Source organism: Mesorhizobium sp. WSM4821, from assembly GCF_055901555.1.
In genome coordinates this window covers 5,383,596-5,409,170 of record NZ_CM148371.1, presented here as the reverse complement: position 1 = coordinate 5,409,170, position 25,575 = coordinate 5,383,596, and the positions used below count along the sequence as shown (strand labels likewise).

23 protein-coding genes are annotated in these 25,575 nt (G+C 62.9%); 14 read left to right on the top strand and 9 right to left on the bottom strand.

Annotation, left to right across the window (positions count from 1 at the left end):
- Positions 1-208 precede the first annotated feature (208 nt).
- Positions 209-2,134 carry an LTA synthase family protein gene (locus AC0NID_RS26390; protein ID WP_473457433.1) on the bottom strand — a complete coding sequence of 642 codons (1,926 nt, stop codon included), beginning with the start codon at positions 2,132-2,134 and terminating at the stop codon, positions 209-211.
- Positions 2,135-2,399: 265 nt separating this feature from the next.
- On the opposite strand from AC0NID_RS26390, the gene fabD reads away from it, so the two are divergent.
- The 7 genes from fabD (at position 2,400) to gmk (ending at position 8,951) form a co-directional block, all read left to right on the top strand.
- Entirely contained in the window at positions 2,400-3,353 is a 954-nt protein-coding gene (gene fabD / locus AC0NID_RS26385; protein WP_473457434.1) for an ACP S-malonyltransferase, read from the top strand.
- A 58-nt stretch (positions 3,354-3,411) separates the two neighbouring features.
- Positions 3,412-4,149: a 3-oxoacyl-[acyl-carrier-protein] reductase gene (fabG, locus tag AC0NID_RS26380; protein ID WP_473457435.1), complete on the top strand. Its 738-nt coding sequence runs from the start codon at positions 3,412-3,414 to the stop codon at positions 4,147-4,149.
- A 189-nt stretch (positions 4,150-4,338) separates the two neighbouring features.
- Positions 4,339-4,575 (top strand): acyl carrier protein, encoded by a 237-nt coding sequence (locus tag AC0NID_RS26375; protein ID WP_006203723.1) that lies wholly within the window; start codon positions 4,339-4,341, stop codon positions 4,573-4,575.
- Positions 4,576-4,609: 34 nt separating this feature from the next.
- The gene (gene fabF / locus AC0NID_RS26370; RefSeq protein ID WP_473457438.1) at positions 4,610-5,872 is read left to right on the top strand and encodes a beta-ketoacyl-ACP synthase II; all 1,263 of its coding nucleotides are present in this window, start codon (positions 4,610-4,612) and stop codon (positions 5,870-5,872) included.
- Positions 5,873-5,974: 102 nt separating this feature from the next.
- Complete coding sequence (gene mltG / locus AC0NID_RS26365) at positions 5,975-7,201, top strand: endolytic transglycosylase MltG (protein ID WP_473457439.1); 1,227 nt, start codon at positions 5,975-5,977, stop codon at positions 7,199-7,201.
- Between the two features lie 179 nt (positions 7,202-7,380).
- A complete protein-coding gene (locus AC0NID_RS26360; protein WP_473457440.1) occupies positions 7,381-8,271 on the top strand; it encodes a YicC/YloC family endoribonuclease in 891 nt (296 codons plus the stop codon).
- Between the two features lie 5 nt (positions 8,272-8,276).
- Positions 8,277-8,951, top strand: a complete 675-nt coding sequence (gene gmk, locus AC0NID_RS26355) for a guanylate kinase (protein WP_473457441.1) — start codon at positions 8,277-8,279, stop codon at positions 8,949-8,951.
- Here gmk and rsmA read toward each other — a convergent pair.
- From rsmA to AC0NID_RS26320, 7 genes are all read right to left on the bottom strand, one after another.
- Complete coding sequence (rsmA, locus tag AC0NID_RS26350; RefSeq protein ID WP_473457442.1) at positions 8,948-9,838, bottom strand: 16S rRNA (adenine(1518)-N(6)/adenine(1519)-N(6))-dimethyltransferase RsmA; 891 nt, start codon at positions 9,836-9,838, stop codon at positions 8,948-8,950. The genes gmk and rsmA overlap by 4 nt on opposite strands.
- 19 nt (positions 9,839-9,857) lie before the next feature.
- Positions 9,858-10,892 carry a 4-hydroxythreonine-4-phosphate dehydrogenase PdxA gene (gene pdxA, locus AC0NID_RS26345; RefSeq protein ID WP_473457479.1) on the bottom strand — a complete coding sequence of 345 codons (1,035 nt, stop codon included), beginning with the start codon at positions 10,890-10,892 and terminating at the stop codon, positions 9,858-9,860.
- Positions 10,889-11,824 (bottom strand): peptidylprolyl isomerase, encoded by a 936-nt coding sequence (locus tag AC0NID_RS26340; RefSeq protein WP_473457443.1) that lies wholly within the window; start codon positions 11,822-11,824, stop codon positions 10,889-10,891. The genes pdxA and AC0NID_RS26340 overlap by 4 nt, the downstream gene beginning before the upstream one ends.
- Before the next feature lie 251 nt (positions 11,825-12,075).
- Complete coding sequence (locus AC0NID_RS26335) at positions 12,076-14,502, bottom strand: LPS-assembly protein LptD (RefSeq protein WP_473457444.1); 2,427 nt, start codon at positions 14,500-14,502, stop codon at positions 12,076-12,078.
- Positions 14,502-15,584 carry an LPS export ABC transporter permease LptG gene (gene lptG / locus AC0NID_RS26330; protein WP_473457446.1) on the bottom strand — a complete coding sequence of 361 codons (1,083 nt, stop codon included), beginning with the start codon at positions 15,582-15,584 and terminating at the stop codon, positions 14,502-14,504. The genes AC0NID_RS26335 and lptG overlap by 1 nt, the downstream gene beginning before the upstream one ends.
- A 16-nt stretch (positions 15,585-15,600) precedes the next feature.
- A complete protein-coding gene (gene lptF / locus AC0NID_RS26325; RefSeq protein ID WP_473457447.1) occupies positions 15,601-16,803 on the bottom strand; it encodes an LPS export ABC transporter permease LptF in 1,203 nt (400 codons plus the stop codon).
- A 108-nt stretch (positions 16,804-16,911) separates the two neighbouring features.
- On the bottom strand, positions 16,912-17,133 hold the full coding sequence (locus AC0NID_RS26320) for a hypothetical protein (protein WP_473457449.1): 222 nt from the start codon (positions 17,131-17,133) through the stop codon (positions 16,912-16,914).
- A gap of 233 nt (positions 17,134-17,366) precedes the next feature.
- Here AC0NID_RS26320 and AC0NID_RS26315 point away from each other — a divergent pair, with 233 nt between their 5' ends.
- Together AC0NID_RS26315 and AC0NID_RS26310 are read left to right on the top strand one after the other, a co-directional pair.
- The gene (locus AC0NID_RS26315) at positions 17,367-18,878 is read left to right on the top strand and encodes a leucyl aminopeptidase (RefSeq protein WP_473457451.1); all 1,512 of its coding nucleotides are present in this window, start codon (positions 17,367-17,369) and stop codon (positions 18,876-18,878) included.
- Between the two features lie 19 nt (positions 18,879-18,897).
- Complete coding sequence (locus tag AC0NID_RS26310; RefSeq protein WP_473457453.1) at positions 18,898-19,347, top strand: DNA polymerase III subunit chi; 450 nt, start codon at positions 18,898-18,900, stop codon at positions 19,345-19,347.
- A gap of 111 nt (positions 19,348-19,458) precedes the next feature.
- Here AC0NID_RS26310 and AC0NID_RS26305 read toward each other — a convergent pair whose 3' ends face one another.
- Positions 19,459-19,764 carry a hypothetical protein gene (locus tag AC0NID_RS26305; RefSeq protein WP_473457455.1) on the bottom strand — a complete coding sequence of 102 codons (306 nt, stop codon included), beginning with the start codon at positions 19,762-19,764 and terminating at the stop codon, positions 19,459-19,461.
- Between the two features lie 708 nt (positions 19,765-20,472).
- Between AC0NID_RS26305 and AC0NID_RS26300 the strand changes: the two genes are divergently transcribed.
- From AC0NID_RS26300 to AC0NID_RS26280, 5 genes are all read left to right on the top strand, one after another.
- On the top strand, positions 20,473-21,213 hold the full coding sequence (locus AC0NID_RS26300; protein ID WP_473457457.1) for a FadR/GntR family transcriptional regulator: 741 nt from the start codon (positions 20,473-20,475) through the stop codon (positions 21,211-21,213).
- Entirely contained in the window at positions 21,210-22,385 is a 1,176-nt protein-coding gene (locus tag AC0NID_RS26295; RefSeq protein WP_473457459.1) for a PLP-dependent transferase, read from the top strand. Before AC0NID_RS26300 ends, AC0NID_RS26295 begins: the two co-directional genes overlap by 4 nt.
- 27 nt (positions 22,386-22,412) lie before the next feature.
- Positions 22,413-23,672: an ABC transporter substrate-binding protein gene (locus AC0NID_RS26290; protein ID WP_473457461.1), complete on the top strand. Its 1,260-nt coding sequence runs from the start codon at positions 22,413-22,415 to the stop codon at positions 23,670-23,672.
- 104 nt (positions 23,673-23,776) lie between these two features.
- Entirely contained in the window at positions 23,777-24,712 is a 936-nt protein-coding gene (locus AC0NID_RS26285) for a carbohydrate ABC transporter permease (protein ID WP_473457463.1), read from the top strand.
- Positions 24,713-24,731: 19 nt separating this feature from the next.
- On the top strand, positions 24,732-25,565 hold the full coding sequence (locus tag AC0NID_RS26280) for a carbohydrate ABC transporter permease (protein ID WP_473457465.1): 834 nt from the start codon (positions 24,732-24,734) through the stop codon (positions 25,563-25,565).
- Positions 25,566-25,575 lie beyond the last annotated feature (10 nt).

Below are 25,575 nucleotides of genomic sequence, written 5' to 3'. Positions count from 1 at the left end.
AGGAGCATGACGAGACGGTCGAGAGCGGAGACACGGGAGGCGGAAGCACTTCTGGCTTCACACGAAGGTTTCGAAAAACCTCCGGCCCTCCGTTCAGCCCCCAGCAAGGACCGGCAGATTGCGGGCGTCTATACAGCAATTTGGCCGCAAGGCAAGGGCAAGGCGAAAACTCGCCGCTGCAAGGGCGACGTGTCGCGCCGTGGCAGGGTCAACTTGTATGGGGAACGAGCTTGTTCACCGTTTCCGGGAAGAAATCGGGCGCTGCACGGCGCTTGCCGAACATCATGTCGTATTGCAGCAGACGGAAATCGCGAATGGCCGGGTCGATTTCCTTCTTGCGCGCCCAGTCCGGCGTAGCCTCGCCCGCCGGCGTCAACAGCAGATTGCGGTCGACGACACGGAAATGCTCGCGCATCTGGCCAAGAAAGCCAGTGTAATAGGGGTGGCTTATCCCGGCCGTGGTCAGGATATGGTAGGGCAGGAAGGCCGGGCTCACCGCACCCATGTCCTCGGCCGGGCCGGTGCGGTTCGACCATACGATCAGCGGCGTTTGGTGATGCAGCAGCATCTGGTCAGGCGGCTCCTTGCGCGGCGCGACATTGTCCTTGAGGAAGCCGGTCTCGACGTAGACCGGACCGAGCGGCGGCAGATGGTCGCCGAAGAAGGCGATGACCGTCGGCCGTTTGCGGTTCTTCGCCCATTCGACAAGGCGCCCGAGGCCCTTGTCGGCGTCGGATGCACCCTCTGTGAAGCTCAGCAGCGAATCCTTCGCCCACTGGCTGGTCGGCGCCTGCACCTTGTGGGTCGGATTGTAGTAGCGGTTCGGCTCATAGGGTCCGTGGTTCTGCAGGCTGACGGCGAAGAAGAAGAACGGATCGTCAGCGGCGTCGGCTTCGCGGATGATCTCGTCGGTCATTGCCGCATCCGAGGCCAGCGGTCCGCGTTTTTCGAGGTATGGCATGTTCTCTTCCGACTTGAAGTCGTCGAAGCCGAAATCCTTATAGACTGGCGTGCGGTTCCAGAACCAGTTCGTGCCCGGATGGATGGCGCGCGTCTCGTAGCCCTGGCTCTTCAGGAACGTCGCCATCGACGGCACGGGCGCGCGGACATATTGCTGGTAGGGGATGCTTCCGGCCGGCAGGAAGGCGTTGGAAAAGCCAGTCAGCGCCTCGAACTCGACATTGGCTGTCATGCCGCCGAATTCGGGCGAGAACATGTAGCCCGAGCGCAGCGCCCGCACGTTGGGAATCGGGTCGGGCGTGATGGTGACGCCGGGCAGCCCGGTCGGATCCCAGAAAGATTCGCTCATGACGATGATGATGTCGGGCTTTTTTGCCGGTACAGAGGCCGTCACGCCAGGCCTGTCGATCGCCGCGATCGATTTGTCGGAGTACCCGGCGGGCGCCTTGACATGGGCCATCGGCACGTTGAGCGCGAAGGCAAGCGCGAATCCGTTGGAGGCGTAGTTTTCCTTTTGGTCCCACATTATCGGAATGATCTGCAACCGGTCGCGGGTCCACGAGAAAGTCGCGTAATCCATGATCGAGACGAAGAAGGCGAGCAGCGGCACGGTCAATGTCAGCCGGGCAAGGCGGCCCTTGCGGCTGAGCGCCGGCACCCGGCGGCGCCACTGGCGCCAGCCATGGAGGAGCAGCGACAGCCCGACGACAATGCCTACCGCCAGGGCGAGGGCGGTTCCCGGGCGATCGCGCACCAGAAGCGGCATCAGCGCCACGATCTGGCGTGAGTACAAGAAGTCGGTTGGATAGAGCGGATCCCCGAGATAGAGCGATTTCTGATGGCCGATAAAGGCCAGCGCCAGCGTCAGCGGCGCGACGATCATCAGGCTCTGGTGGCTGCGGCCGAGCACGGCGTCGAGGCCGATCAGGATCAGCGCGAAGATGATGATGGTAGTCCAGCCCGGCTTGAGGGGCTGCAGGAAGAAGGTGACGGTGCCGGCAAAGCTGCCGCGCACGATCAGTTCGATCGCAAACACCAGAATGGCGGCGGCGAGCAGGCTGACGAGGCCGTAACGGATAACAGGCCATTTCCGGCCCGGCAGATAGCCGGTGGCCGGATCGCCTTCCAGAAACTGTGGCGCGGCATTGCCTGCGCCTTTCCTAGTCCTTGCCACCTTACAATTCCCCCGACCACTAACAAAACGTCACTGAACTGTCATCGATCTGTCACGAAAAGCTAGCGTCTGTGGCTGAAATAAGAAGAGCCAGCAAACGAATCGTGAGCGATTTTCATCAGGAGTGATCGCCAAAAAGCCTTTTGGAACAGGCACTCGGCCAGTGATGCCGAGCTAGAGCGAGCTGGAGTGGGTCGATGGCGGACTTGACTTGCCCGCCCGCCTTGCGTCACAGGCAGGAAAAATCAGCCGCTTGGGAGCACATATGGCCGTTGCATTCACCTTTCCCGGACAGGGCAGCCAGGCTGTCGGCATGGGCAAGGAACTTGCCGACACCTTTCCGGAATCGCGGAAGATCTTCGAAGAGGTCGATGACGCGCTCGGCGAAAACCTGTCGAAGCTGATCTGGGATGGGCCGGAAGAGACGCTGACACTGACCGCCAACGCCCAGCCGGCGCTGATGGCTGTGTCGCTTGCCGCGATCCGGGCGCTGGAATCGCGCGGCTTCTCGCTGAAGGACAAGATTGCTTATGTCGCCGGTCATTCGCTCGGCGAATATTCGGCACTTGCCGCCGCCGGTTTCGTTTCGATCGCCGATGCCGCCCGGCTCTTGCGTATCCGCGGCAATGCCATGCAGGCGGCAGTGCCGGCCGGTGAGGGCGCCATGGCGGCGATCATCGGGTTGGAGCAGGCCGATGTCGAAGCTGCCTGCGCTGAAGCTGCTAAAGTTTCGGCCAAAGGCTCGGTTTGCCAGATCGCCAACGACAATGGCGGCGGCCAGCTGGTAATCTCGGGCGCCAGGGCGGCTGTCGAACTTGCGGCGACGCTGTGCACGGAAAAGGGCGCCAAGCGGGCGCTGATGCTGCAGGTTTCGGCACCTTTCCATTCGGCACTGATGGCACCGGCGGCCGAGATCATGCGCGAGGCGCTGGCCGGGGTAACGAAGAACGCGCCGTTCGTGCCCGTGGTCTCCAACGTGTCGGTCACCCCGTCCAGCGATCCGGACGCAATCGCCCGCCGCCTGGTCGAACAGGTGACCGGCCGCGTGCGCTGGCGCGAAACGGTGGAATGGTTCGGCGCGAACGGCGTTGCGACGCTCTACGAGGTGGGCGCCGGCAAGGTGCTGTCAGGACTGGCGAGGCGCATCGACCGCGACATCACCACAGGCGCCGTCGGCACCGCCGCCGATGTCGAAGCGGCGCTGGTGGCGCTTGCATAATCAACCGCGATTTGATCCACCCGTATGAAAGGGTGTTCTTAGGACTCAGGAGACAAGAATGTTCGAATTGACCGGTCGCAAGGCGCTCGTCACAGGCGCATCGGGAGGCATCGGCGAGGCGATCGCCCGGGTGCTGCATGCGCAGGGCGCAATCGTCGGCCTGCACGGCACCCGCGTCGAAAAGCTGGAAACACTGGCGGCTGAACTCGGCGACCGGGTCAAGCTGTTCCCGGCCAATCTTTCCAATCGCGACGAGGTCAAGGCGCTCGGCCAGAAGGTAGAGGCTGATCTCGACGGCGTCGACATTCTCGTCAACAATGCCGGCATCACCAAGGACGGGCTGTTCGTGCGCATGGCGGACGCCGACTGGGATACGGTGCTCGAGGTCAATCTGACCGCCGTGTTCCGGCTGACCCGCGAGCTCACCCATCCGATGATGCGGCGCCGTCACGGCCGCATCATCAACATCACCTCGGTGGTCGGCGTTACCGGCAATCCGGGCCAGACCAATTACTGCGCCTCCAAGGCCGGCATGATCGGTTTTTCCAAATCGCTGGCGCAAGAGATCGCCACCCGCAACATCACGGTCAACTGCGTCGCCCCGGGCTTCATTGAATCGGCGATGACCGATAAGCTCAACGACAAGCAGAAAGAAGCGATCATGGCGGCGATTCCGACACGGCGCATGGGCACCACCGCCGAAGTCGCTTCCGCCGTCGCCTACCTCGCTTCCAACGAAGCTGCCTATGTCACCGGCCAGACCATCCACGTGAATGGCGGCATGGCGATGATTTGACAGTTGCGGGAAAAGACCCGTTTTCGCCTTGGACCCAAGCCGATTTTCGTGTAATGCGGCCCGCAACCCGGCGGTTCGGGCAAAAACCGGTCCGGTGCCGTTGCGTTTCCGGCAGGACCATCTTTCAGCTTGATTAGCGGCATTCTGCCCGCTAACGAAGACAGACAACCAAAAGACGAGGATGCCCAAATGAGTGACACCGCAGAGCGCGTCAAGAAGATCGTTATCGAGCACCTTGGTGTCGATGCCGACAAGGTGACGGAGCAGGCGAGCTTCATCGATGATCTGGGCGCGGACAGCCTCGACACGGTCGAACTCGTCATGGCGTTCGAAGAAGAGTTCGGCGTCGAGATTCCGGACGATGCGGCCGAAACCATCCTGACTGTTGGCGATGCGGTGAAGTACATCGACAAGGCTTCGGCCTGACGCTATTTGCAGTCACCACCTGGGAGGACCTGCGATGAGGCGTGTCGTCGTCACGGGCCTTGGGCTGCTGTCGCCGTTCGGCATGGGCTTCGAGCATAGCTGGAAGGAGCTTCTGACCGGCCGCAGCGCAGCCAAGCGCATCACCGAGTTCGAAGTGGAGGATCTTGCCTGCAAGATCGCTCACGTCGTTCCGCGCGGCAACGGCGAGAACGCTACCTTCAATCCCGAGGCCGTTCTCGAGCCGAAGGAACTGCGCAAGATCGGCGACTTTATTCTCTACGGCATCGCGGCGGCCGACGAAGCCTTGAAGGATTCGGGGTGGGCGCCGAAGACGCATGAGGAGCAGTGCGCCACCGGCGTGCTGATCGGCTCGGGCATCGGCGGCATCGAAGGCATTGCCGAGAACGCGATGATCCTGAAGGAGCGCGGTCCGCGCCGCATCAGCCCGTTCTTCATCCCCGGCCAGATCATCAACCTCGTCTCCGGCCAGGTCTCGATCCGGCATGGGCTGAAAGGCCCCAACCACGCCGTAGTCACCGCTTGCTCCACCGGCGCGCACGCCATCGGCGATGCCGCCCGGCTGATCATGTGGGGCGATGCCGATGTGATGGTCGCAGGTGGCACCGAGGCGCCGGTGACGCGGCTGTCGATCGCCGGGTTCGCCGCCTGCCGGGCGCTGTCCACCGACCGCAACGACGCCCCGGAAACGGCCTCGCGCCCTTATGATCGCAACCGGGACGGCTTCGTCATGGGCGAGGGCGCCGGCGTGGTCATTCTGGAGGAGCTGGAACACGCCAAGGCGCGCGGCGCCAGGATTTATGCCGAGGTCACCGGTTACGGACTGACCGGCGATGCCTATCACATCACCGCGCCGGCTGAGGACGGCGACGGCGCCTTCCGCTGCATGGTAGCGGCGCTGAACCGGGCCAAGCTGACGCCGGCAGACGTCGACTACATCAACGCGCATGGCACCTCGACCATGGCCGACACGATCGAGCTTGGCGCTGTCGAGCGGCTGGTCGGCAACGCCGCATCGAAAATATCGATGTCGTCGACCAAGTCGTCGATAGGTCACCTTCTGGGCGCGGCGGGCGCTGCCGAGGCGATCTTTTCGATCCTCGCCATTCGCGACAACATCGCGCCGGCCACCATCAATCTCGACAATCCGGAGCGCGAAACGGCGATCGACCTGGTGCCGCACAAGCCGCGCGCCCGCCAGGTCGACGTGGCGCTGTCCAATTCCTTCGGCTTCGGCGGCACCAACGCCTCGCTGGTCTTCCAGCGCTACAATGGCTGACCGGTCCGCCGATCGGCACGGTTTGCGCGTGCCGTCAATTTTGCCATATTCGGCCCTACTCTGCCCACGGGGATTCGTTGCAAGATCAAACGGCAGGGCGCCATGAACACAAATTCGGCGGACAACGGGGAATTCGGGCAACGGCCCGCACCGTCGAGCCCGATCATGCCGAAGACGGCCAGCGAGGCGCTGCGGCCTGAAGCCGGCACCCCGCCACCCAAGCGCTCGCGCGCTTCGCGCAGCCAGTTCGTCGTGTTCATGAACTTCGTCATCTCCTTGGTGATGCTGATGGTTCTGGCGGCCGGCTTTGCATTGTATTTCGGCAAGCAGGAATTCAACGGGCCTGGCCCGTCGGCCAATGCCGACACCTTCCTGGTCAAGCCGAACACCGGAGTCCAGGAAATTGCCGAGCAACTCGAGCGGCGCGGACTGATCAGCGACGCGCGCATCTTCCGCCTTGGCGTGCGCGCCTTTGGCAATGATGCCGCACTGAAGGCAGGCGAATACGAGATCAAGCCGCAGGCCTCCATGCGCGACATCATGGAGTTGCTGAAGAGCGGCAAGTCGGTGATGTATTCGCTGACCGTCCCAGAGGGGCTGACCGTCGAGCAGGCGCTGCAGCGCATTGCCGATCAGGCAGCGCTCGACGGCGATATGCCGGCGACCATTCCACCCGAGGGTAGCCTCGCTACCGACACGCTGCGCTTCACCCGCGGCGCGACGCGCCAGCAGATGGTCGAGAAGCTTTTGGCGGACCAGAAGAAGCTGGTCGAGGATGTCTGGCAGCGGCGTGCGCCCGACCTGCCGCTGGCCAGTGTCGACGACTTCGTCATTCTGGCTTCGATCGTCGAGAAGGAGACAGGCAGAGGCGATGAACGCTCGCGCGTTGCCGCCGTCTTCCTCAACCGGCTGGCTAAGGGCATGCGGCTGCAGTCCGACCCGACCATTATCTACGGCCTGTTCGGCGGCAAAGGCAAACCCGCGGACCGCCCGATCTACCAGTCGGACATCCAGAAGCCGACGCCCTACAACACCTACCTGATCAACGGCCTGCCGCCGACGCCGATCGCCAATCCCGGCCGTGCCGCGCTGGAAGCCGTTGCCAACCCATCGAAGACCGACGACCTTTATTTCGTCGCAGACGGCACCGGCGGTCACGTCTTTGCCGCGACGCTCGCCGAGCACAACGAAAACGTCGCCCGCTACCGGGCGCTGCAGAGGAAGCTGGCCGATGAGGCCACCAAGGCGGATGCCGCCAAGGCCGAAGCCGCCAAGGTAGAAGGCCAGACCGATGCGCCGGTGGACGGTGACGCGGGGGCGGCGCAGTAGCGCCGGAGGGTTCCGAGATCGTCCCTCCGATCCGTTTGACGGCAGCGATGTGCTATTTTTTTGATCAGGAGCACCTTGCGTCCGATTCGCGCGAAGAGACGCTCCGGCATTTTTGAAGTCGCGCATGATCTGGCCCGGAACCGCTTCCGGGATCATGCGCCAGGGGACGCAAGGGCATCATGAATTTGCAGAGCATGACCGGTTTTGCACGGGCCGTTGCCGAACATGACGGCACGTCGATCGCCTGGGAGGTCAAGTCGGTCAACGGCAAGAGCGTCGAGGTCAGGCTGCGGCTGCCGCAGGGCCTTGAGCGACTGGAGCCGTCTGTCAGGCAGACGGTGCAGAAGCGTTTTGCGCGCGGCAATTTCCAGGCCACGCTGACCGTCGGCCGCGCCGCCGGCCAACAGGCGCAGCCCATTGTCAACGAGGCCTTCCTGAGGGATCTGGCGGGGCTGGCCAAGCGGCTGCAGGAGCAGTTCGGCGTGGCGCCTGCGACCGCTGACGGGCTGCTTTCGCTGCGCGGCGTGCTCGATATCCCCGAAACCACCGAGACCGAAGAGGCGCGGGCGGCGCTCGAAGGCGCGATCCTGGCGGCGCTCGACGTGGCGCTGAGCGGGCTGGAGCAGGCACGCCAGGGCGAGGGCGCCGCCCTGCGTTCGCTGCTGTCTGGCCACATCGATGCCATCGAGGCGCTGACGCTGCGCGCCGAGGCCGATCCGTCGCGCGAGCCGGCCGTGATCCGCGAACGGATTGCCGAGCAGGTCCGGCTGCTTATGGATGCTTCCGCCGCCCTCGACGCCAGCCGGCTGCATATGGAAGCTGCGTTCCTGGCCACCAAGGCCGACATCCGCGAGGAGATCGACAGGCTTAAGACGCATGTCGCGTCCGGCCGGGTGCTGCTGGCAGGCGGCGGCGCCATCGGCCGCAAGCTCGATTTTCTGGCGCAGGAATTCAACCGCGAATCGAATACGCTGTGTTCGAAGTCGAACGCCGCTACGGTCACTGCCATAGGGCTGGAGCTGAAGGCGGTCGTCGACCAGTTCCGCGAACAGGTCCAGAATCTGGAGTAGCCCTGATGGTCGCCAAGGAGCCGATGGTTGCCAAGGATCTGGGTTCCCGGATTCGTCGCCGAGGCCTGATGCTCGTGCTGTCGTCGCCGTCCGGCGCCGGCAAGTCGACGATCGCGCGCAATCTTCTGGAAAGCGATTCCAGTCTCGAACTGTCGGTCTCCGTCACGACGCGGCCACGCCGCGGCAGCGAGATTGAGGGCGTCCATTATCATTTCCGCACCATGCGCGAGTTCGAACGACTGCGCGATTCCGACGAACTACTCGAATGGGCCGAAGTGCATGGCAATTGCTACGCGACGCCGCGCGAGCCGGCGGAACTGGCGCTGGCGCAAGGCCGCGACATGCTGTTCGACATCGACTGGCAGGGCGCCCAGCAGCTCAAGGAGAAGATGCGCGCCGACATCGTCTCGATCTTCATCCTGCCGCCTTCGATGAAGGAGTTGAAGGCGCGGTTGAAGCGCCGCGCCGAGGACCAGGAGCAGGTGATCGAGACGCGGCTGAAGAACGCCCGCAACGAAATCGAGCACTGGAAGGAATATGATTTCGTCATCGTCAACGACGATCTCGACCGTGCCTTCGCCGAGGTCCGCGGCATCGTCACCGCCGAGCGGCTGAGGCGCGACCGCCGGCCCGGCCTGTTCGATTTCGTCTCAGGGCTGTTGGACGAGAAGACAGATTAGTGCGGTGGAGCGCCAATCTTACCCACGAGGGGGAGATCGGCAACTTCTCCAATCGCATTCGTCAGCCGCACGAATTCTTCGACGCTCAAGGTTTCGGCCCGCCGTGTCGGATCGATGCCGGCGCGGGTAAGCAGGGCTTCGCCGCCGAGGCTCTTGACGCTCTGCCGCAGCATCTTGCGGCGCTGGCCGAAGGCTGCTTCGGTGACGCGGCTGAGCTTCTTGACCTCGGCGGGCAGTGGGCTTGCCCGCGGCACCAGATGCACCACCGAGGAGGTCACCTTGGGCGGCGGCGTGAACGCTTGCGGCGGCACGTCGAAAGCGATTCTCGCCTCCGTCCGCCAGCCTGCCAGCACGCCCAGCCGGCCATAGGCATCGCTGCCGGGGCGGGCGACGATGCGCTCGGCCACCTCGCGCTGGAACATCAGCGTCATCGATGCGTAGAAGGGCGGCCACTCGGCGACGGTGAGCCAGCGTACCAAAAGTTCGGTGCCGATATTGTAGGGCAGGTTGGCGACGATCTTCACGGATCCACCACCCTGATGCGCCTTTTTTGCAAGCGCTGCGAAATCCGTCTTCAGCGCATCGCCGGCAATGATCTCCAACCGGCCAGGGTAATGGTCCGACACTTCCGCTAGTGCCGCCAGGCAGCGCTCGTCGCGCTCGATGGCGATGACCCGACCTGCGCCGTGGGAAAGCAACGCCCGGGTCAGGCCGCCGGGACCCGGACCGACCTCGATCACCATGGCGTCGGTCAGGTCGCCGGCGGCGCGTGCGATCCTGCCGGTAAGGTTGAGGTCGAGCAGGAAATTCTGGCCAAGCGCCTTTTTCGCTTGCAGTCCGTGGCGTTCGATCACCGCGCGCAACGGCGGCAGCCCGTCGGCGCTCATGCGGCCGGCCTCGGGGCGCTCATGCGGCGGTAGCCTTCGCCCCGGTGTCGGCGAGCCTGCGGGCGAGCCTTAGCGCCGCGATCAGGCTGTCGGCCCAGGCCGTGCCCTTGCCGGCGATATCGAAGGCGGTGCCGTGATCCGGTGAGGTGCGGATGAACGGCAGGCCGAGCGTGACGTTGACAGCCTCGTCGAAGGCAAGCGCCTTGGCCGGGATCAGCGCCTGGTCGTGATACATGCACAGCGCCACATCGTAGCCGGCTCGGGCGCGGGCATGGAACAGCGTGTCGGCCGGCAGCGGACCGAAGGCGTCGATGCCCTCCGCCCTCAGTCTGTCGACCGCCGGCCGGATGATGTGCTCGTCCTCCGTACCCATCGCGCCGCCTTCGCCGGCATGCGGATTGAGGCCGGCAATGGCAAGCCGCGGCTTGACGATGCCGAAGCGGTGTTCGAGGTCGGCGGCGGTGATGCGGGCGGTCGCGACGATCAAGTCCGTCGTCAGCGCCCTCGGCACCTCGCATAGCGCAATGTGGATGGTAACCGGAACCGTGCGCAACTCGGGACCTGCAAGCATCATCACCGGCATCGCTTCGGCACCGGTGTGGAGCGTCGCCAGATGCGCCAGATACTCGGTGTGACCGGGGAAACGGAACCCGGCATCGTAGAGCGGCTTCTTGGCGATCGGGCACGTGACGACCGCCGCGGCGCGGCTGCCAAGGCAATCATCAACAGCGCGGTCGATGGCCTCGATGATGCCGGCGGCGTTGGCCGGGTCCGGCCGGCCGGGGCCGTCGACGAAGCGGGCGACAAGCGGCACGACTGGCAGGGCGCGTGTAAAGACGCGCGCCGCTTCGGCCGGCGCTATCTCCGTGATTGGCACATCGGCGCCGAGCCGGCGCGCCCGTGCGGCAATCAGCGCCGGATCGGCGATAAGATAGAAGGGCGGCACACCGGCGCTGTCGCGCGCCTGCCAGGCGGCAATGGCGATTTCAGGCCCGACGCCGGACGGGTCGCCGACGCTCAGCGCCAGCGGGAGCGCTGCCTCTGGCGACTTCAGCGCTCGACGATGCGGGCTTTCTTCCGCAACTCCTCGACATACTTCTTGGAGAGCTCGTCGGCGTCCTTGCCGGTCGAGCCTTCGCTCTGGAACACCATCTGGGCGGCCTTGTCGTCGGACACTTCGCGCGACGAGCAGATGCCGATGAACTCGACGCCGCGGTCCGTCTGGCGCGTCGGGGTGGCGCCTCCGACCTTGGTGGCCTTGATCTGGTCGGCCCATTCCGGCGGCAATTGCGGCGCCAGCACCCGGCCGAGATCGCGAACGGTGACGTCGATCAGGCCCTTGGCAAATTGGCGCGAGGTGTCGCAGCCGTTGAAGCGGGCGCGCATGGCGTCGGCCTCCCGCTTGCGCTTGGCAAGCGTTGCGCTGCGCTCGGCCGCCGGAATTACGAAGATGACCTGCTGCAGCATGTACTCCATCGCGGTCGGCTTGGCGCCGCCCTTGTCGAGCATGCGCCTGACCGCGTCCTGCTCGCTCATGGCACCGCCGCCGCTCTCGGAGCGATGGCGCGCGGTCAGCGCCTGGTTCCAGGCCATCTGGGCGCGGATGAACTCCTTGAAATGCTCCTTGCCGACGCCGGACTGCGCCATGACGCCATCGAGCTGCTTGAGCTGCATCTTGTTGGTCGTGGCGAAGCGTTGGTAGGCGGCGTCGACCTGGGCGTCGCCGATGCGGATGCCGAGACGCTTGGCTTCGGCGAGGCGCAGCGTCTGCTCGATCATTTCATTTGCGGCGTCGCCTTTCCTGCGCTGCAGGCGCAGGAAAGCCGCACGATGCTGGATGTCACCGGTGGTGATCGGTACGTTGTTGACGACGTATTTGATCTGGCTGGCGAAAGCCGGCGGCGTCGTCATGGTGATCGAGGCCGAGGTCGTCGCCACCAGCAGCGCGAACCCTGCCGAAAAGAGGTATTTCCTCATCGAAAGCATCCCAATTTTATCCCGGTTCCGGCCCAATTCTATCTTATTTTGAGGGAGCTAACCCGTGCCTGCCTTATGCGGCGAAACGATGTCGCTAAGCGACCTGCGTCCACTTGGGCGCGCAAGGTGCGCTCCAGCATTTTGAATCTACGCATCGTGTCTTCTTAAAATCTGATTCCGATCTCAGGCCGATGCGTTGGCCGTCTGTCCGTCCCGGCCGTCTGTTTTTGGCCGGTCGTCTGCTGCTGGCCGGTCGTCTGCTACTGGATAGCTCCGAAGGAGCTTTGTGACGAGCCGAAATCGCCCAGCGTGCGAAACGACAGATTGAAGCCGACATTCTGCGACACTTCCCTGGTGTTCAGGTCGCGGGTTTCCGAGAATGTCATCAAGTAAGTGAAGCATGAATCACTATAGGCAAAACCGATCCCGTCCTTGACCAGGAGACTTTGCTCCAGATCATAGGTGCCGGTGCCGAAAACACGCCAGTTCTCGGCAAGTTGCGTCGAGGCGCCGAGCGTGACCTCGTGGCGATCGGTCGTGAAGCCATAGAGCGGCTGTGCCTGTATGAAGGCGTATTTGGCGCTGAACGAAATCGGCAGGCCGGAATAGGCTGCCTTCACCTCGGCGCGGCGGACCTCGAAGCTCTGTTCGTCGAAACGCCCACTGACCGAACCGGAAAGCCCGCTGGGGCTGCTGAAGCCGACAAGGCCAACATAGTCGGAGGTCTCGGTCTCAAGACCGGAATAGGCGCCGACATTGACCAGGTCCGGTGAATCGAACGAGTTGTGGCCGCCCAGTTGATAGGATTGGCCGAACAGGGCGTTCGTGCTCCACCCATTGTCGTAGGCGCCGGAATAGCGCACCCCGACATTGGCGCGCGAGCCACCCTCCATGCGATCGTAACCGGAGAACTTGTCGCGCTCGAACAATGTCGTGGCGTCGAAGACGAGGCTCTGAGCGTCCTCGTTGGGGACAGCGAGGCCACCGACATATTGCTCGTTCGGACGCACGAAGACCTGCGCCATCGGCTCGAAGATATGGCTGGAATTGATCGACGAAAACAGCACCGGCCAGCGCATCTCCAGTCCGGCGGTCGCCATGTAGCGGGTGAGCGAGGTGCGCATGTCAGCGCTGGTGTTTATATCCGGGTTCATTGCCATCTCGTTGATGGCGGTGAGCGAGGGCGAAGAGGCATTGACATAGCCGGCGTCGCCGCGCAGCGCCAGCAATGGCGTCAGCAGCAGCCCGCCATCGGTGGTGAAGGTGCGCTTCCATTCGGCTTCGGCGGTAAGGCGGCCCGATTGGCCTTCGATGCCGCGCACGCGCTGGACGTCCGAGGTAGGATCGTCAGGGATGGCGTAGACTACATCCAGCCTGTCGCGGCTGATGGCCTGTGCATTGACATTGAACGACAATTGCCCGCCGGCCACCGCCATGTCGGGGATGTAGGCGTAGTCGAGCGAGGGCAGCACCCAGGGCTGCTTGCCGGCGCGTGCGGTCGGATCGTCAGGGAGCGTCTTTTCCTGGACCTCGAAGCGCATGGCGCGCACGTCGAAATAGTTGCGGCCGTTGAGGCCGGTCAGATAGATCTCCGAGCGATGCACGCTATCGTTGAAGTCTTCGATGGCGTAGGTGCGCGAGAAGTTCTTGTCGGTCTGCAACAGGACATTCCAGCCGAAGTCCCAGCGCGGATTGATAGCGAACTGCCCCTTGGTGCCCATCATTCCGCGAAACTTGTTCGGGTCGCCTGCCGCACCTGAATCGACGGTGGGGCCGTAGCTGTCGATGAACTCATCGGGGTTTTGTTGGTAGATACCGGCGATCTTCAGGCTGTACTGGCCGTTGTTGAAGCGCTGGCGCCATTCGGCCTCGCCTAGGAAGCCTTGCTTGGTATAGCCGCTGCCGGCGACGGTGAGGTCATAGGTCGGCGAAAGCGCGAAATAATAGGGCACCTTTATGCCGGCCCCGAGGTCGCTCTTATAGGCAATGCTGGGGTTCAGGAAGCCGCTCTTGCGCTTGACGGTAGGGTCGGCAATCTCGAAGGCCGGCAGATAGGCGAGCGGAAAGCCGAAGAATTCGAAATTCGCATTCTCGAAACGGACCGTCTTCTTCTCGCCGTTCCAGATGATCTTCCTGGCCTTGATGCGCCAGGTCGGGGCCTTGTCGGGTTTGTCCGCGCAGGGCTCGCACGCCGTGTAGACGCCATTGTGGAACGTCGTCAGCACGCCGCCCATGCGCTCCGCGCTTTCGGCGGCGAAATACGCCTTGTCGACGGTTTCGACACGCAGCGCGTTGACGAAGCCGTCGGCGAAATCGTCGGTGATGTCGACATGCTGCGAATAGATCTTGGTGCCGTCGCTGTTGATGACCTCGACATTGCCGCTGGCGACGAGGCGCTGGGTGTTGCGGTTGTATTCCACCCGCTGGGCAACGAGGCGGTTGCCGCCATAATCGATCTGGACCCCGCCGACCGCCGTTACCGTCTGTTTGTCGTTGTCGTAAACCAGCGTATCTGCCGCCAGCAGCATTTGCGAGCCGGCGGGAACGTCCGGCGCCATATCGCTGACATTCTGGGCGGAAGCCGGAACAGTCGGGACGACGCAAGCGAGCAGGCATGCCAAGGCGCTCGCCCCATAGAGGCGTGCCAGACCGGCCTGCCTATGGCTACGCAAAACAGCCCCCCTCACTAGCCGTCTTCCTTGTACAGCAAGAAAGTCACCCCGAAGAACATAGCCACGACAACCGGAACCCATGCAGCGACGACTGTGGGTACGAATCCCGCCACGCCGAATGCCTTGACCAGCACCGTCACGACATAAAGCAGAAACCCGGCCAGGACGCCACCCAGAATCATCGTCGCGGATTGTCCCATCCTTGCAAATCGCATCGACACCGTTGCGGCGATCAGCGTCATGGCGACGAGGAGAAACGGTAGCGCCACCAGCGAATCAAACTGCATGGCAAAGGCATTTGCCTTGAGGCCGAAGGAGCGGGCAACCTCGATCTTGCTGGGCAGATCATAGAAGGGAATGGTCTCCGGGCGCGCCAGCCGCTCTTGCACGAATTCGGGCTTGAGATTGGTCGGCACCCGGTCGCTTGCCATCGGTTGGATCTTGCCGTCCCGGAAAACCTTGACGTCCTGCAGCTCCCAGTAGCCATCCCGCAAGAAGGCGTGCACCGCATCCTTGCGTTCGACGATGTCGCCTTTCGGGCTGAGAACGAAGAAGACGGCGTTGGCCATCTCCATGCCCTGGTTGAGAATGGCGCGCGCGCCGATGATGGTATCGCCGGAACTGGTTTTCTGCCGGATCCAGGGCGCGGCATCGGCCGAGGCGGCGTTCGACTTGCCGGAGCGGAGCTGGGTCTCGATTCTTTCGGACCAGGTAAACGCATGCGCGGCGATCGGATTGATGACGCCGACCGACAGCACGCCGAACAGCAGCGCCCCGATGCAGCACGGCAGCAGGAACTGCCACGCGGACACGCCGGCGGAACGTGCGATGACCAGTTCATATCTGCGGTTGAGCGAGACCAGCGTTGCCATCGCCGAGAACAGCCCGACGAACGGCACTGTCTGCAGCATGATCATCGGCATCCTCAGCCCTGAAATGGCGAACGCTGTGCCGTAGGTGAAGCCGGGCACACCGGTCGTGCGGCTGGAAAGCTCTGTGAAGTCGATCAGGAACACAAGCGCCAGAAGACCGACGAAGAACCAGATGGTGATCGTCACGTAACGGAAGAAGAAGTATCGGCCCAGAGTCCAGCCCATTAGCGTGTCCAGCCCATTAGCCGGCCCCTTGGCCAGAAGCGCCACGCCTGGCGAAGCGGAGCTTGATGGCGCTCCAGCCCTCGCCGAAGCGGCCTGCGAAATTCGTCATCCAGTCGGCCCAGGCGACCGGCAGTTCCATGGTCCGGTTGGAAACGATGAACCATGTCGCTACCGCGGACGCCACGATCGGAACGCCGTAGACCATATAGACGTATTGCGGAATCTTGTCGGCTTTGCCGGCGGCAAAGAAACCAAGCCAGCGTACGAAAAGCGCAAGCGCGATGGCCGTTATCAGCGGGTGAATGCGCGCCTCGCGATGGGAGCGCGCGTCTCCCGCTACCGCAAGCGCGATCAGCGCGAACACGAGTGAATAGGACCATTCGGAAAAACGCTGGTTGAGCTCGGCCAGGTACCTGTTCGGCGCCCTCTGGAACATCTTGTCGTTGGGACTAGGATTGAGCAGGTACTGGGTCGTCCGGTCCTTCGGCAAAAGCAATACGTCCGATGAGGCCGACATGAAGGCGGACAGATCGAAGGCATAGGAGGTAAACCGGATGACCGAAAGGTCGCCTGTCAGCGTTTCGCGATGGATGACGCCGTCGTTCATCATCAGCACCTTCTCGTCGCCGCTTTCAATGATGGCTCCGGTCTTGGCGTAGTAGATGAGGTTGACGCCTTCTTCGCGCGAATCGGCGACGAAGATGCCTCCGAGGCGGTTGTCTGGAAGGCGCTCGCCGATCTGCAGGAAAAGGCCGTCGTCGACCTTGCGGAAGGTGCCTTCCTGGATGATCAGCGACAACAGATCGGCACGCGACGACGCCACCAGTTGGCGGTTCTTCTGGCGTGCATAGGGGTCAATGCCGTTATCGACGGCGAATGAAAGAACGCTGGCCGCCAGCGCCAGGAGCATGATCGGCCTGACGATGGTCCAGCGCGAGGCGCCCGCAGCGTTCAAGACGGCAAGCTCGGAATCGGAATTCATCGCGCTCAGCGTCTGAGCGACCGCGACCACCAGGGCGAAAGGCACGACGATCGGAACGATCGACGGAATGATCAGGGCAGCGACCTCGAAGAAAGTCAGCGCCGACTGGCCGCTGTCGGTGACGAGGTCGATGCGGGCGAGCACCTGCGTCGTCCATACGATCGCCAGCGTCCAGGTGAGCGCAGCCAGGAAGACCGCCAATGCGCGACGCATGATGTAGCGTTCAACGACCTTCATGAAGGCTATTCTCGATTTTGCCGAACGGCATCATGCCTCCAGACAAGTTAGTCGTCCGGCGACACCTGTACAACCGGCCGTTTGGCGGTCGATCCGGCCCGTCCCGCATCATTCCCGGTGGGCCGCAGTGTCGGCGGCAATGGATAAGAAAGGGCGAACATCAATGGTTAACAACAGGTTGCGGCAGGAATGCGGGGCCGTGCCGCGACGAATCGCCTTCGATTCCATACGCCATATGGGGTCTGATTCCGGCAAAGTCTTGCCAAATGCCGGAAAACGACCAAATGTCGCGCCGATCACGGTTATACGCATGTCGAACTGAAAGGCCACCTCGCCTGAAAGGCCGCCTCAAACTGAAAGGTAAGGGTGATGGCGCCGCACATCGACCGAAAAGACAATGCGGTCCCATCTGGTGATCCGCAACGGGCGCGAACCGGCCAAAAGGCCAATTATACAGAGGTTGAAAAATAGGGTGGTGCTTCCGGTCGGAAACGGCCAAATATCGGGTTTCGTCAAGGCACTCTCCCAAAAACCCCCAAAGCCGTTCCCGAAAGCAGGACATGATGACTTCGAGACCTTCGATCGCCTTCGCCAAATTCGCAGCGCCCAAAAAGGGCGGTGTTTTCGTGCTGGCGGCCGACGACGGCGGCCTCGGCGACGCGGCAAAGGCTTGCGATCCCGCAAAGACCCTGGAGCGGGCGTTTCCCGTGGCCGACTTTTCCGGCAAGTTCGCCAGCCTGGTCGAAGTGCTGGCGCCGGAGGGCACATCGCTCGACCGGCTGGTGGCGGTCGGTGTCGGCAAGGTCTCGGGGCTCGATGATCATGCCTGGCTCAAACTCGGCGGTACCATTGCTGCATCCTTGCGCAAGGCGGCCGAGGTGGCCGTCGTGCTCGACCTGCCGGGTGCTGATGTCGGCGGCAGGCAAGCGGCACAGCTTGCCGCCGGCATCCTTCTGCGCAGCTATGTCTTCGACAAGTACAAGACGAAAAAGGACAATAGTGACGGCCAGCGCGACGGCAAGAAGGTCGAGCCCAAGAAGCCGGCCAAGGTGACCATCCACACCACCGATCCGGCGTCGGCGAAAAAGGCCTTCGCCGACGAAGTGGCGGTGATCGACGGGGTGTTCCTGGCGCGCGATCTGGTCAACGAACCGGCCAATGTACTGGGCCCGGTGGAATTCGCCGCCCGCGCCGGCGAACTGGAAGCGCTTGGCGTCACGGTCGAGATCCTGGTCGAGAAGGAGATGAAGAAACTCGGCATGGGCTCGTTGCTCGGCGTCGCGCAAGGCTCGCCGCGTGGCGCCCGCATCGCCGTCATGCGCTGGAACGGCGGCAAGGCCAAGGACAGCCCGGTTGCCTTCGTCGGCAAAGGCGTCACGTTCGACACCGGTGGCAATTCGATAAAGACGGCCTCCGGCATGGAGGATATGAAAGGCGACATGGGAGGCGCGGCCGCCGTGACCGGGCTGATGCACGCGCTGGCCGCTCGCAAGGCCAAGGCGAACGTCGTCGGCATCATCGGGCTGGTGGAAAATTCCGTCGACGGCCATGCGCAGCGCCCCGGCGACATCGTCACCTCGATGTCGGGCCAAACCATCGAGGTGCTCAACACCGATGCTGAAGGCCGCCTCGTTCTCGCCGATGCGCTGTGGTATTGCAACGATCGGTTTCAGCCGAAACTGATGATCAATCTGGCGACGCTGACCGGCGCCATCATGGTCGCGCTCGGTCAGCACTATGCCGGCCTGTTCTCCAACAATGACGAATTGGCGGAAAGGCTGACGAGCGCCGGCCAGGCGACGCAGGAACGGCTGTGGCGGATGCCGCTCGGCACCGAATACGACAAGCTGATCGATTCGAAAAATGCCGACATGAAGAACATCGGCGGCCGCTACGGCGGCGCGATCATCGCGGCGCAGTTCCTGCAGCGCTTCGTCAAGGATACGCCCTGGGCACATCTCGACATCGCCGGCACCGCGCTGGGCGCGCCGTCCAGCGAGATCAACCAGTCATGGGGCTCCGGCTTCGGCGTCAGGCTGCTCGACCGGCTGGTGCGCGACAATTACGAGGGGTGAGGCCTTTCAAGCTGCGATCATGGCCGACGTCCTGTTCTACCACCTGACCGAATCGACGCTGGAGGATGCGCTGCCCGGCCTGCTCGAGCGCAGTGTCGATCGCGGCTGGCGCGCCGTGGTGCAGACCGGCACCGAAGAGCGGCGCGATGCGCTGGACCAGCATCTGTGGACCTTCAGGGACGATTCGTTCCTGGCGCATGCGACGGACCGCGAATCCTATCCGGCCGAACAGCCGATCCTTTTGACCACCGGCCAGGACAATCTGAACGAGGCGCAGATCCGCTTCCTGGTCGACGGCGCGGTGCCGCCGGAGCTTGGTAGTTATGAGCGGGCCGTGTTCCTGTTCGACGGCCACGATACGGCCCAGGTCGAGGCGGCGCGCACGCACTGGAAGACGATGAAGGAAGCCGGCCACGCGGTCACCTACTGGCAGCAGACAGCAGATCGGCGCTGGGAACGCAAGGCGTAAACCTTTCCTTGCTCATCCATCAACCTGGGATCATCTCGCTGAGCAGTTGGGTCGCGATGCCGAAGAGAGGATCGCAGCGCAGCGGCGATGCCCAGTTCGGGCGTCTGCCAACTACTGCGCGCCGGGCGTCCATTCGGGCAGCGGCGCCAGGCTACGGTTGAACTGCTTCCACCACATGGACTCGTCTATCTCGCAGCAGGCGCGAAGCATGGCGTGCGCCTTCTCGAAAGCCTGGGTAGCGAGATCGTCGAACGTCATCTGCGCGTCGTACGGAATGGACACTACCAGTTCCTGACCGGTCTGTGTGCCGCCTTCGTCGACCTGAAGATAGAGCCAAACGACGAAATGCGCGCCATGGCCGCTCGCGTCCGCATTGCCGATCTTGATGCGGTCTATGCCTGCTGCTGTGACTTTCATCGGAGGCCCCTTCATCTGGGATTCACATTGAATCTCACAAGCCCACAGCAATCAGAAAGGTTCCGGAACCGTTGTCCCTATGGTGAAGTATTGATAAAGAACTGGCTAGGCACCCTCGACCCTTCCTATGAATCTCGCATGGGTTTGTGAACCATCCAGAAACCAAGGTCAGGTCGCAAGAGGTCCCCTTCGCGCCACCTTCAGACCATGCGCCGCCGAGCCCCCTGCCAAAGGTTGCTCGCACGGTCCTCAGGTCATAAGCTTCCACGACCAATAGACGCCTATCGCCATCTGGATGGTGAAGCGGTGAAGCGGAGACTAACCGCTGTCGGACTGGTCGAAACGAGATGGATAATCGACTGCACGATTCGCGCGCCAAGGAACCAGGACGCCAAAGGGTCCGTAATTCCCGTTCTTGATGTCATAATCGCAATCGCCAGCAACCCGCCGAAAATCGGCAGCGACAAATCCTATCAATGCATAGACCGTGTAAGAGACATCTACCTCCCAAGTTATTCCTGCCCTTTTGCTTGTAGCCGACCGTCTCCGAACAGCCGAGGCTGAGCGAATTTTCGCTTGGGGTCAGGGCTTGCCTTGGAAGCCCTCCGAACGAAGGAACTCAACGAAGGCGCTACCCCGCTACTTGACGAAAGGTCGACCGCGCGCAAAACTGCTAAGATGTCAGACCAATTTTGGATATAGGTACTCATGCGAACGCGCGGCGAACTGCCCGGGGCACCTGCCACGCGTGTGGCAATCGCCACGCTCCCGCCGCTGGATCGCGGCAAACAGGTCATGGAAGCGCTGGCCGACTATGTCGAACGCGCCGCGCTGAAAAGCGGTGACCGGCTTCCGACCGAACGCGAATTGATGGCCGCGCTTTCCGTCGGGCGCTCGACGATACGGGAGGCGATGGGGCGTTTCGAAGCGCTCGGCGTCACCGAGACCCGCAAAGGCAGCGGCACCTATCTGCTCAAGCCGATATCCGCCGGCACGATCCATTTGCCGCTGTCGCTCGATACGGCGGAGCTGCGCGACGGTCTCTTGCATACTCTCGAGGTGCGTCGCGGCATCGAGGCCGAGGCAAGCATGGTTGCGGCGCGGCGGCGGACAGCCGACGATCTGCGGACGATCGAAGAGAAGCTCATCGAGATGGAACGCGTCCATCTCGCTACCGGCACGTCGGGCCCCGAAGACCTGGCCTTTCACCTGGCCATCTACGACGCCACGCACAACCCGCTTTTCCGGCAGCTCCTGGGCCAGATGCGCGAAGCGTTCGAGCGCTTCTGGGACCATCCTTTCGACCGCCAGGATTTCGCGCGGCGATCGTTCCCGCATCACCGCGAGCTGTTCGACGCCATCGTCGCCAGGGATGCGGAGCTGGCGCGCGGAAGAACGCTGAAGATCCTCGAGATCGTGGAAGAGGATATCGAGGAAATGTCGAAATGAACGGCCCGGATTTTTTCGACCAGGCATCGCTGATCGCCGCGCATGATGAGGGCAACGCCTTCGATGCCGTCGTGCCGCCGATCGTGCAGACCTCGCTCTTCACCTTCCCGAACTACGACGAGATGCTCGAGACATATCGCGGCGAAAAAGTGCGGCCGACCTACACGCGCGGGCTGAACCCGACCGTGCGCATGTTCGAGGAAATGCTGGCAAAGCTGGAGGGCGCCGAGGACGCCATCGGTTTCGCGAGCGGCATGTCCGCCATCTCGTCAGCGGTGCTGAGCTTCGTCGAGCCGGGCGATCGCATTGTCGCGGTCAGGCATATCTACCCGGACGCGTTCCGGCTGTTCGGGACGCTGCTCGCGCGCATGCGCATCGAGGTGACCTATGTCGACGGGCGCGATGAAGCGGCCGTCGCAGGCGCCCTGCCTGGCGCCAAGCTGTTCTACATGGAAAGCCCGACCAGCTGGGTCATGGAAACCCATGACATCGGTGCGCTTGCTGCGCTGGCGAAGTCCCGTGGCATCCCGACCATCATCGACAACAGCTGGGCCAGCCCGGTCTTCCAGCGGCCGCTGTCGCTCGGCGTCGACATTGTGGTCCATTCCGCGTCCAAGTATCTGGGTGGCCACAGCGATGTCGTGGCCGGCGTGGTCGCGGGCTCGAAGGACTTGATCGGCCGGATCCGCGGCGAAGCCTATCCATATCTCGGCGGCAAGCTGTCGCCATTCGATGCCTGGCTCCTGATCCGCGGCCTGCGCACACTGCCGATCCGCATGCGCGCGCATCAGGCCTCCGGCCTCGAAATCGCACGACGCCTGCAGGACCATCCGATCGTCGAAAAAGTCTGCCATCCGGGGCTGGCCAACCGGCTTCCCGCGGGGCTCACCGGCACGTCTGGCCTGTTCTCGTTCGTCTTCCGCGACGGCATCGACATCCGGACGTTTGCCGACCGCCTCAAGCTGTTCAAGCTTGGCGTGTCGTGGGGTGGCCATGAAAGCCTCATCGTGCCGGGCGAGGTCGTGCTGCAGCAGAAGGCCCAACCCAATTCCGCGCTGGCGTTCGGCGTCCATCCGCGGTCCGTGCGTCTCCATGTCGGCCTCGAGGGAACCGAGGCGTTGTGGAGAGACCTGGAAGCGGCGATCACAGCCGCTTGCGAAGAAAAGACCTGAAGCAACCAGACAAGAAGGGAACGGAAAATGAAGAAGCTTCTTATCGCCGCATTCGCCACCGTACTGATGTCGGGCACTGCACTCGCCGACACGACGCTGAAGCTCGTGGAGGTGATCACCAGCCCCGAGCGCACCGAAACGCTGAAGTCGATCGTCTCCAAATTCGAGGCTGCCAACCCGGGCACGAAGGTCGAGGTCATCTCGCTTCCCTGGGGTGAGGCGTTCCAGAAATTCGCGACCATGGTGTCCGCCGGCGAAATCCCCGACGTCATGGAGATGCCGGACACGTGGCTTTCGCTGTATGCCAACAATGGCCTTCTCGAAAGCCTCGAGCCCTATCTTGCCAAATGGGAGCACACTTCGGGCCTCACCGATCGCGCGCTCGAGCTCGGCCGCGACGTGAACAACACCGCCTACATGTTGCCCTATGGCTTCTATCTCCGGGCGATGTTCTACAACAAGAAGCTGTTCCAGGAGGCTGGTGTAGCCGAGCCGCCAAAGACGATGGACGAGTTCGTGGCTGCATCGGAGAAAGTCTCCAAGCTTCCGGGCAAATATGGCTACTGCCTGCGCGGCGGGCCGGGCGGGCTGAACGGCTGGATGATGTTCGGCGCAACCATGGCCGGATCCAACAAATTCTTCAACGACGACGGCACCTCGACCATGAACAGCGAAGGCTGGGTCAAGGGACTGACCTGGGTCGTCGATCTCTACAAGAAGGGATTGGCGCCGAAGGACAGCGTCAACTGGGGCTTCAACGAAATCGTCGCCGGTTTCTACACCGGCACCTGCGCGATGCTCGATCAGGATCCGGACGCGTTGATCGCAATCGCCGAGCGGATGAAGCCGGAAGACTACGGCGTCATGACCATGCCAAAGGGGCCGTCCGGCAAGACGTTCCCGACCATCGGCTACGCCGGTTGGTCCATGATGGCGGCCAGCCAGAACAAGGACCTCTCCTGGAAGCTGATCGAAACGCTCGAAGGACCCGAGGGCAATGTCGAGTGGAACAAGCGCACCGGAGCGCTGCCGGTCCACAAATCGGCCGAAAAGGATCCCTTCTACGCAAGCGAGCAGTTCAAGGGCTGGTTCACCGAACTCGAGGACAAGGATGCGGTGCCGACGGTCATGCCGACCTATCTCGAGGAGTTCGCCTTCTTCAAGGATTCGATGGTCATCAAGACCAGTCAACAGGCGCTGCTCGGCGACATCACGCCTGAGGAAATGGCCAACCAGTGGGCCGGCTATCTGACCAAGGCGCAGCAGAAATTCCTGGCCAAGAAGTGAAACGACGGATCGCGAGCATCGGAGCCGCCCATCGCGGGTGGCTCCGGCAGGTGTCGTCCGTGGTCGATTGGAAGGATGGCCAATTGGAATGAAAGCGTTAGCTGATGGTTTTTGATGCCACCGCCGGCCTACCGGAATCGCGCCGCCGGTCGCTGATCGGCCGGATCACGCGCCATGCCGAGCCATATCTTTACACCGCGCCGGCGCTGATCCTGATCGTCACCATCATGCTGGCGCCACTGGTGCTTGGCCTGTCCTACGCCTTCCGCGACGTGCAGTTGCTAAACCCCTTCTCCGGTGGGTATGTCGGGCTCGATCATTTTCGCACCCTTTATGGCGACGACAATTTCTATCGGGCGCTGCGCAACACGCTGTGGTGGACCGGTGCGTCCGTCTTCCTGCAATTCGTGTTCGGCCTGATCCTGGCGCTGCTGCTCGACCGGCCGTTTGCCGGCCGCGCCATCGCGCAGGCGCTGGTGTTCCTGCCCTGGGCGGTGCCGACCTTTCTCACCGGGCTCAACTGGGCGTGGTTGCTCAATCCCGTCATCGGGCCACTGCCGCATTGGCTTTATGCGCTCGGCCTCATGAGCGAGCCGGCCAACATCCTTTCCAACCCGCAGCTTGCCATGTGGGGACCGATCATCGCCAACGTCTGGTGGGGCATTCCCTTCTTCGCCATCACGCTGCTGGCCGCGCTCCAGGCAATCCCGCGCGACCTCTACGAGGCGGCGGCGATCGACGGCGCCGGCGCGGTCAAGCGGTTCACGTCGATCACGTTGCCGTTCCTTGCGCCGACCATTGCGATCACCGTGCTTTTGCGCACCGTCTGGATCTCGAACTTCGCCGACCTGATCATCGTGATGACCAGTGGCGGGCCCGCCGACCGTACGCAGATCGTCGCGAGCTATATCTTCACGCAGGCTTTCAGGGCGCTTGATTTCGGCTACGCCTCGGCCATCGCGCTGGTGCTGCTCGTCCTGCTGCTCGCCTATTCGATGCTGATCGTCATGCTGCGGCAAGTCCTGATGGACCGGGCCTGATGGATCGAGGAATGACCGGATGAACAGATATTCGATCCTCGGCACCGCGCTGCACCGCCTGGCGATCCTCTGCTACGTGGGCTTTGCGATGTTCCCGCTGTTCTGGCTGTTGAAAGTGTCGGTCACGCCGAACGACCTGCTCTATTCCGAGGGCGTGCGGATGTGGCCGTCGCGGATGAGCTTCGAGCATTTCCGCTTCGTGCTGGCCCACAGTGCGTTCCCGGTCTTCTTCAGGAACAGCATGATCGTTGCCGGCGCGACGGCCGCGATCGTGACGTTGCTCGCGTCCCTTTCCGGCTATGCGCTGTCGCGCTTCGCCTTCCGCGGCAAATACTGGCTGGTCGCACTGATGCTGCTCACCCAGATGTTTCCGTTGGTGATGCTGGTCGCGCCGATCTTCAGGATGCTTTCGCCGCTCGGGCTGACCAACAGCCTGACCGGGCTGGTGGTCGTCTACACGGCCTTCAACATTCCCTTCGCGACATTCCTGATGCAGTCGTTCTTCGACGGCATTCCCAAGGAGCTGGAGGAGGCGGCCAAGATCGACGGGGCCACGCAGTTCATGGCGTTCCGCCAGATCATCCTGCCGCTGACGCTGCCGGGTATTGCCGCGACCCTGGGTTTTGTATTCACCGCCGCTTGGAGCGAACTGCTGTTCGCGCTGATGCTGATTTCGGGCAACAGCGCCGCTACGTTTCCGGTCGGCCTGCTCACCTTCGTGTCGAAGTTTTCAGTCGATTTCGGACAGATGATGGCTGCCGGCGTGCTGGCTCTGATCCCGGCCTGCCTCTTCTTCCTGTTCATCCAGCGCTATCTGGTCCAGGGCCTGACGGCCGGCGCGGTCAAGGGCTGAGTGAGGTTTC

Bases quoted from the DNA above. Each gene is read 5' to 3' on its own strand.
- fabF (WP_473457438.1), top strand. From the start codon at position 4,610: ATGAGGCGTGTCGTCGTCACGGGCCTTGGGCTGCTGTCGCCGTTCGGC.
- AC0NID_RS26360 (WP_473457440.1), top strand. From the start codon at position 7,381: ATGAATTTGCAGAGCATGACCGGTTTTGCACGGGCCGTTGCCGAACAT.
- AC0NID_RS26290 (WP_473457461.1), top strand. From the start codon at position 22,413: ATGAAGAAGCTTCTTATCGCCGCATTCGCCACCGTACTGATGTCGGGC.
- AC0NID_RS26280 (WP_473457465.1), top strand. From the start codon at position 24,732: ATGAACAGATATTCGATCCTCGGCACCGCGCTGCACCGCCTGGCGATC.
- AC0NID_RS26295 (WP_473457459.1), top strand. From the start codon at position 21,210: ATGAACGGCCCGGATTTTTTCGACCAGGCATCGCTGATCGCCGCGCAT.
- rsmA (WP_473457442.1), bottom strand. From the start codon at position 9,838: ATGAGCGCCGACGGGCTGCCGCCGTTGCGCGCGGTGATCGAACGCCAC.
- fabG (WP_473457435.1), top strand. From the start codon at position 3,412: ATGTTCGAATTGACCGGTCGCAAGGCGCTCGTCACAGGCGCATCGGGA.
- mltG (WP_473457439.1), top strand. From the start codon at position 5,975: ATGAACACAAATTCGGCGGACAACGGGGAATTCGGGCAACGGCCCGCA.
- AC0NID_RS26340 (WP_473457443.1), bottom strand. From the start codon at position 11,824: ATGCTTTCGATGAGGAAATACCTCTTTTCGGCAGGGTTCGCGCTGCTG.
- AC0NID_RS26315 (WP_473457451.1), top strand. From the start codon at position 17,367: ATGACTTCGAGACCTTCGATCGCCTTCGCCAAATTCGCAGCGCCCAAA.
- fabD (WP_473457434.1), top strand. From the start codon at position 2,400: ATGGCCGTTGCATTCACCTTTCCCGGACAGGGCAGCCAGGCTGTCGGC.
- gmk (WP_473457441.1), top strand. From the start codon at position 8,277: ATGGTCGCCAAGGAGCCGATGGTTGCCAAGGATCTGGGTTCCCGGATT.
- lptG (WP_473457446.1), bottom strand. From the start codon at position 15,584: ATGGGCTGGACTCTGGGCCGATACTTCTTCTTCCGTTACGTGACGATC.
- AC0NID_RS26375 (WP_006203723.1), top strand. From the start codon at position 4,339: ATGAGTGACACCGCAGAGCGCGTCAAGAAGATCGTTATCGAGCACCTT.
- AC0NID_RS26300 (WP_473457457.1), top strand. From the start codon at position 20,473: ATGCGAACGCGCGGCGAACTGCCCGGGGCACCTGCCACGCGTGTGGCA.
- AC0NID_RS26310 (WP_473457453.1), top strand. From the start codon at position 18,898: ATGGCCGACGTCCTGTTCTACCACCTGACCGAATCGACGCTGGAGGAT.
- lptF (WP_473457447.1), bottom strand. From the start codon at position 16,803: ATGAAGGTCGTTGAACGCTACATCATGCGTCGCGCATTGGCGGTCTTC.
- AC0NID_RS26285 (WP_473457463.1), top strand. From the start codon at position 23,777: ATGGTTTTTGATGCCACCGCCGGCCTACCGGAATCGCGCCGCCGGTCG.
- AC0NID_RS26305 (WP_473457455.1), bottom strand. From the start codon at position 19,764: ATGAAAGTCACAGCAGCAGGCATAGACCGCATCAAGATCGGCAATGCG.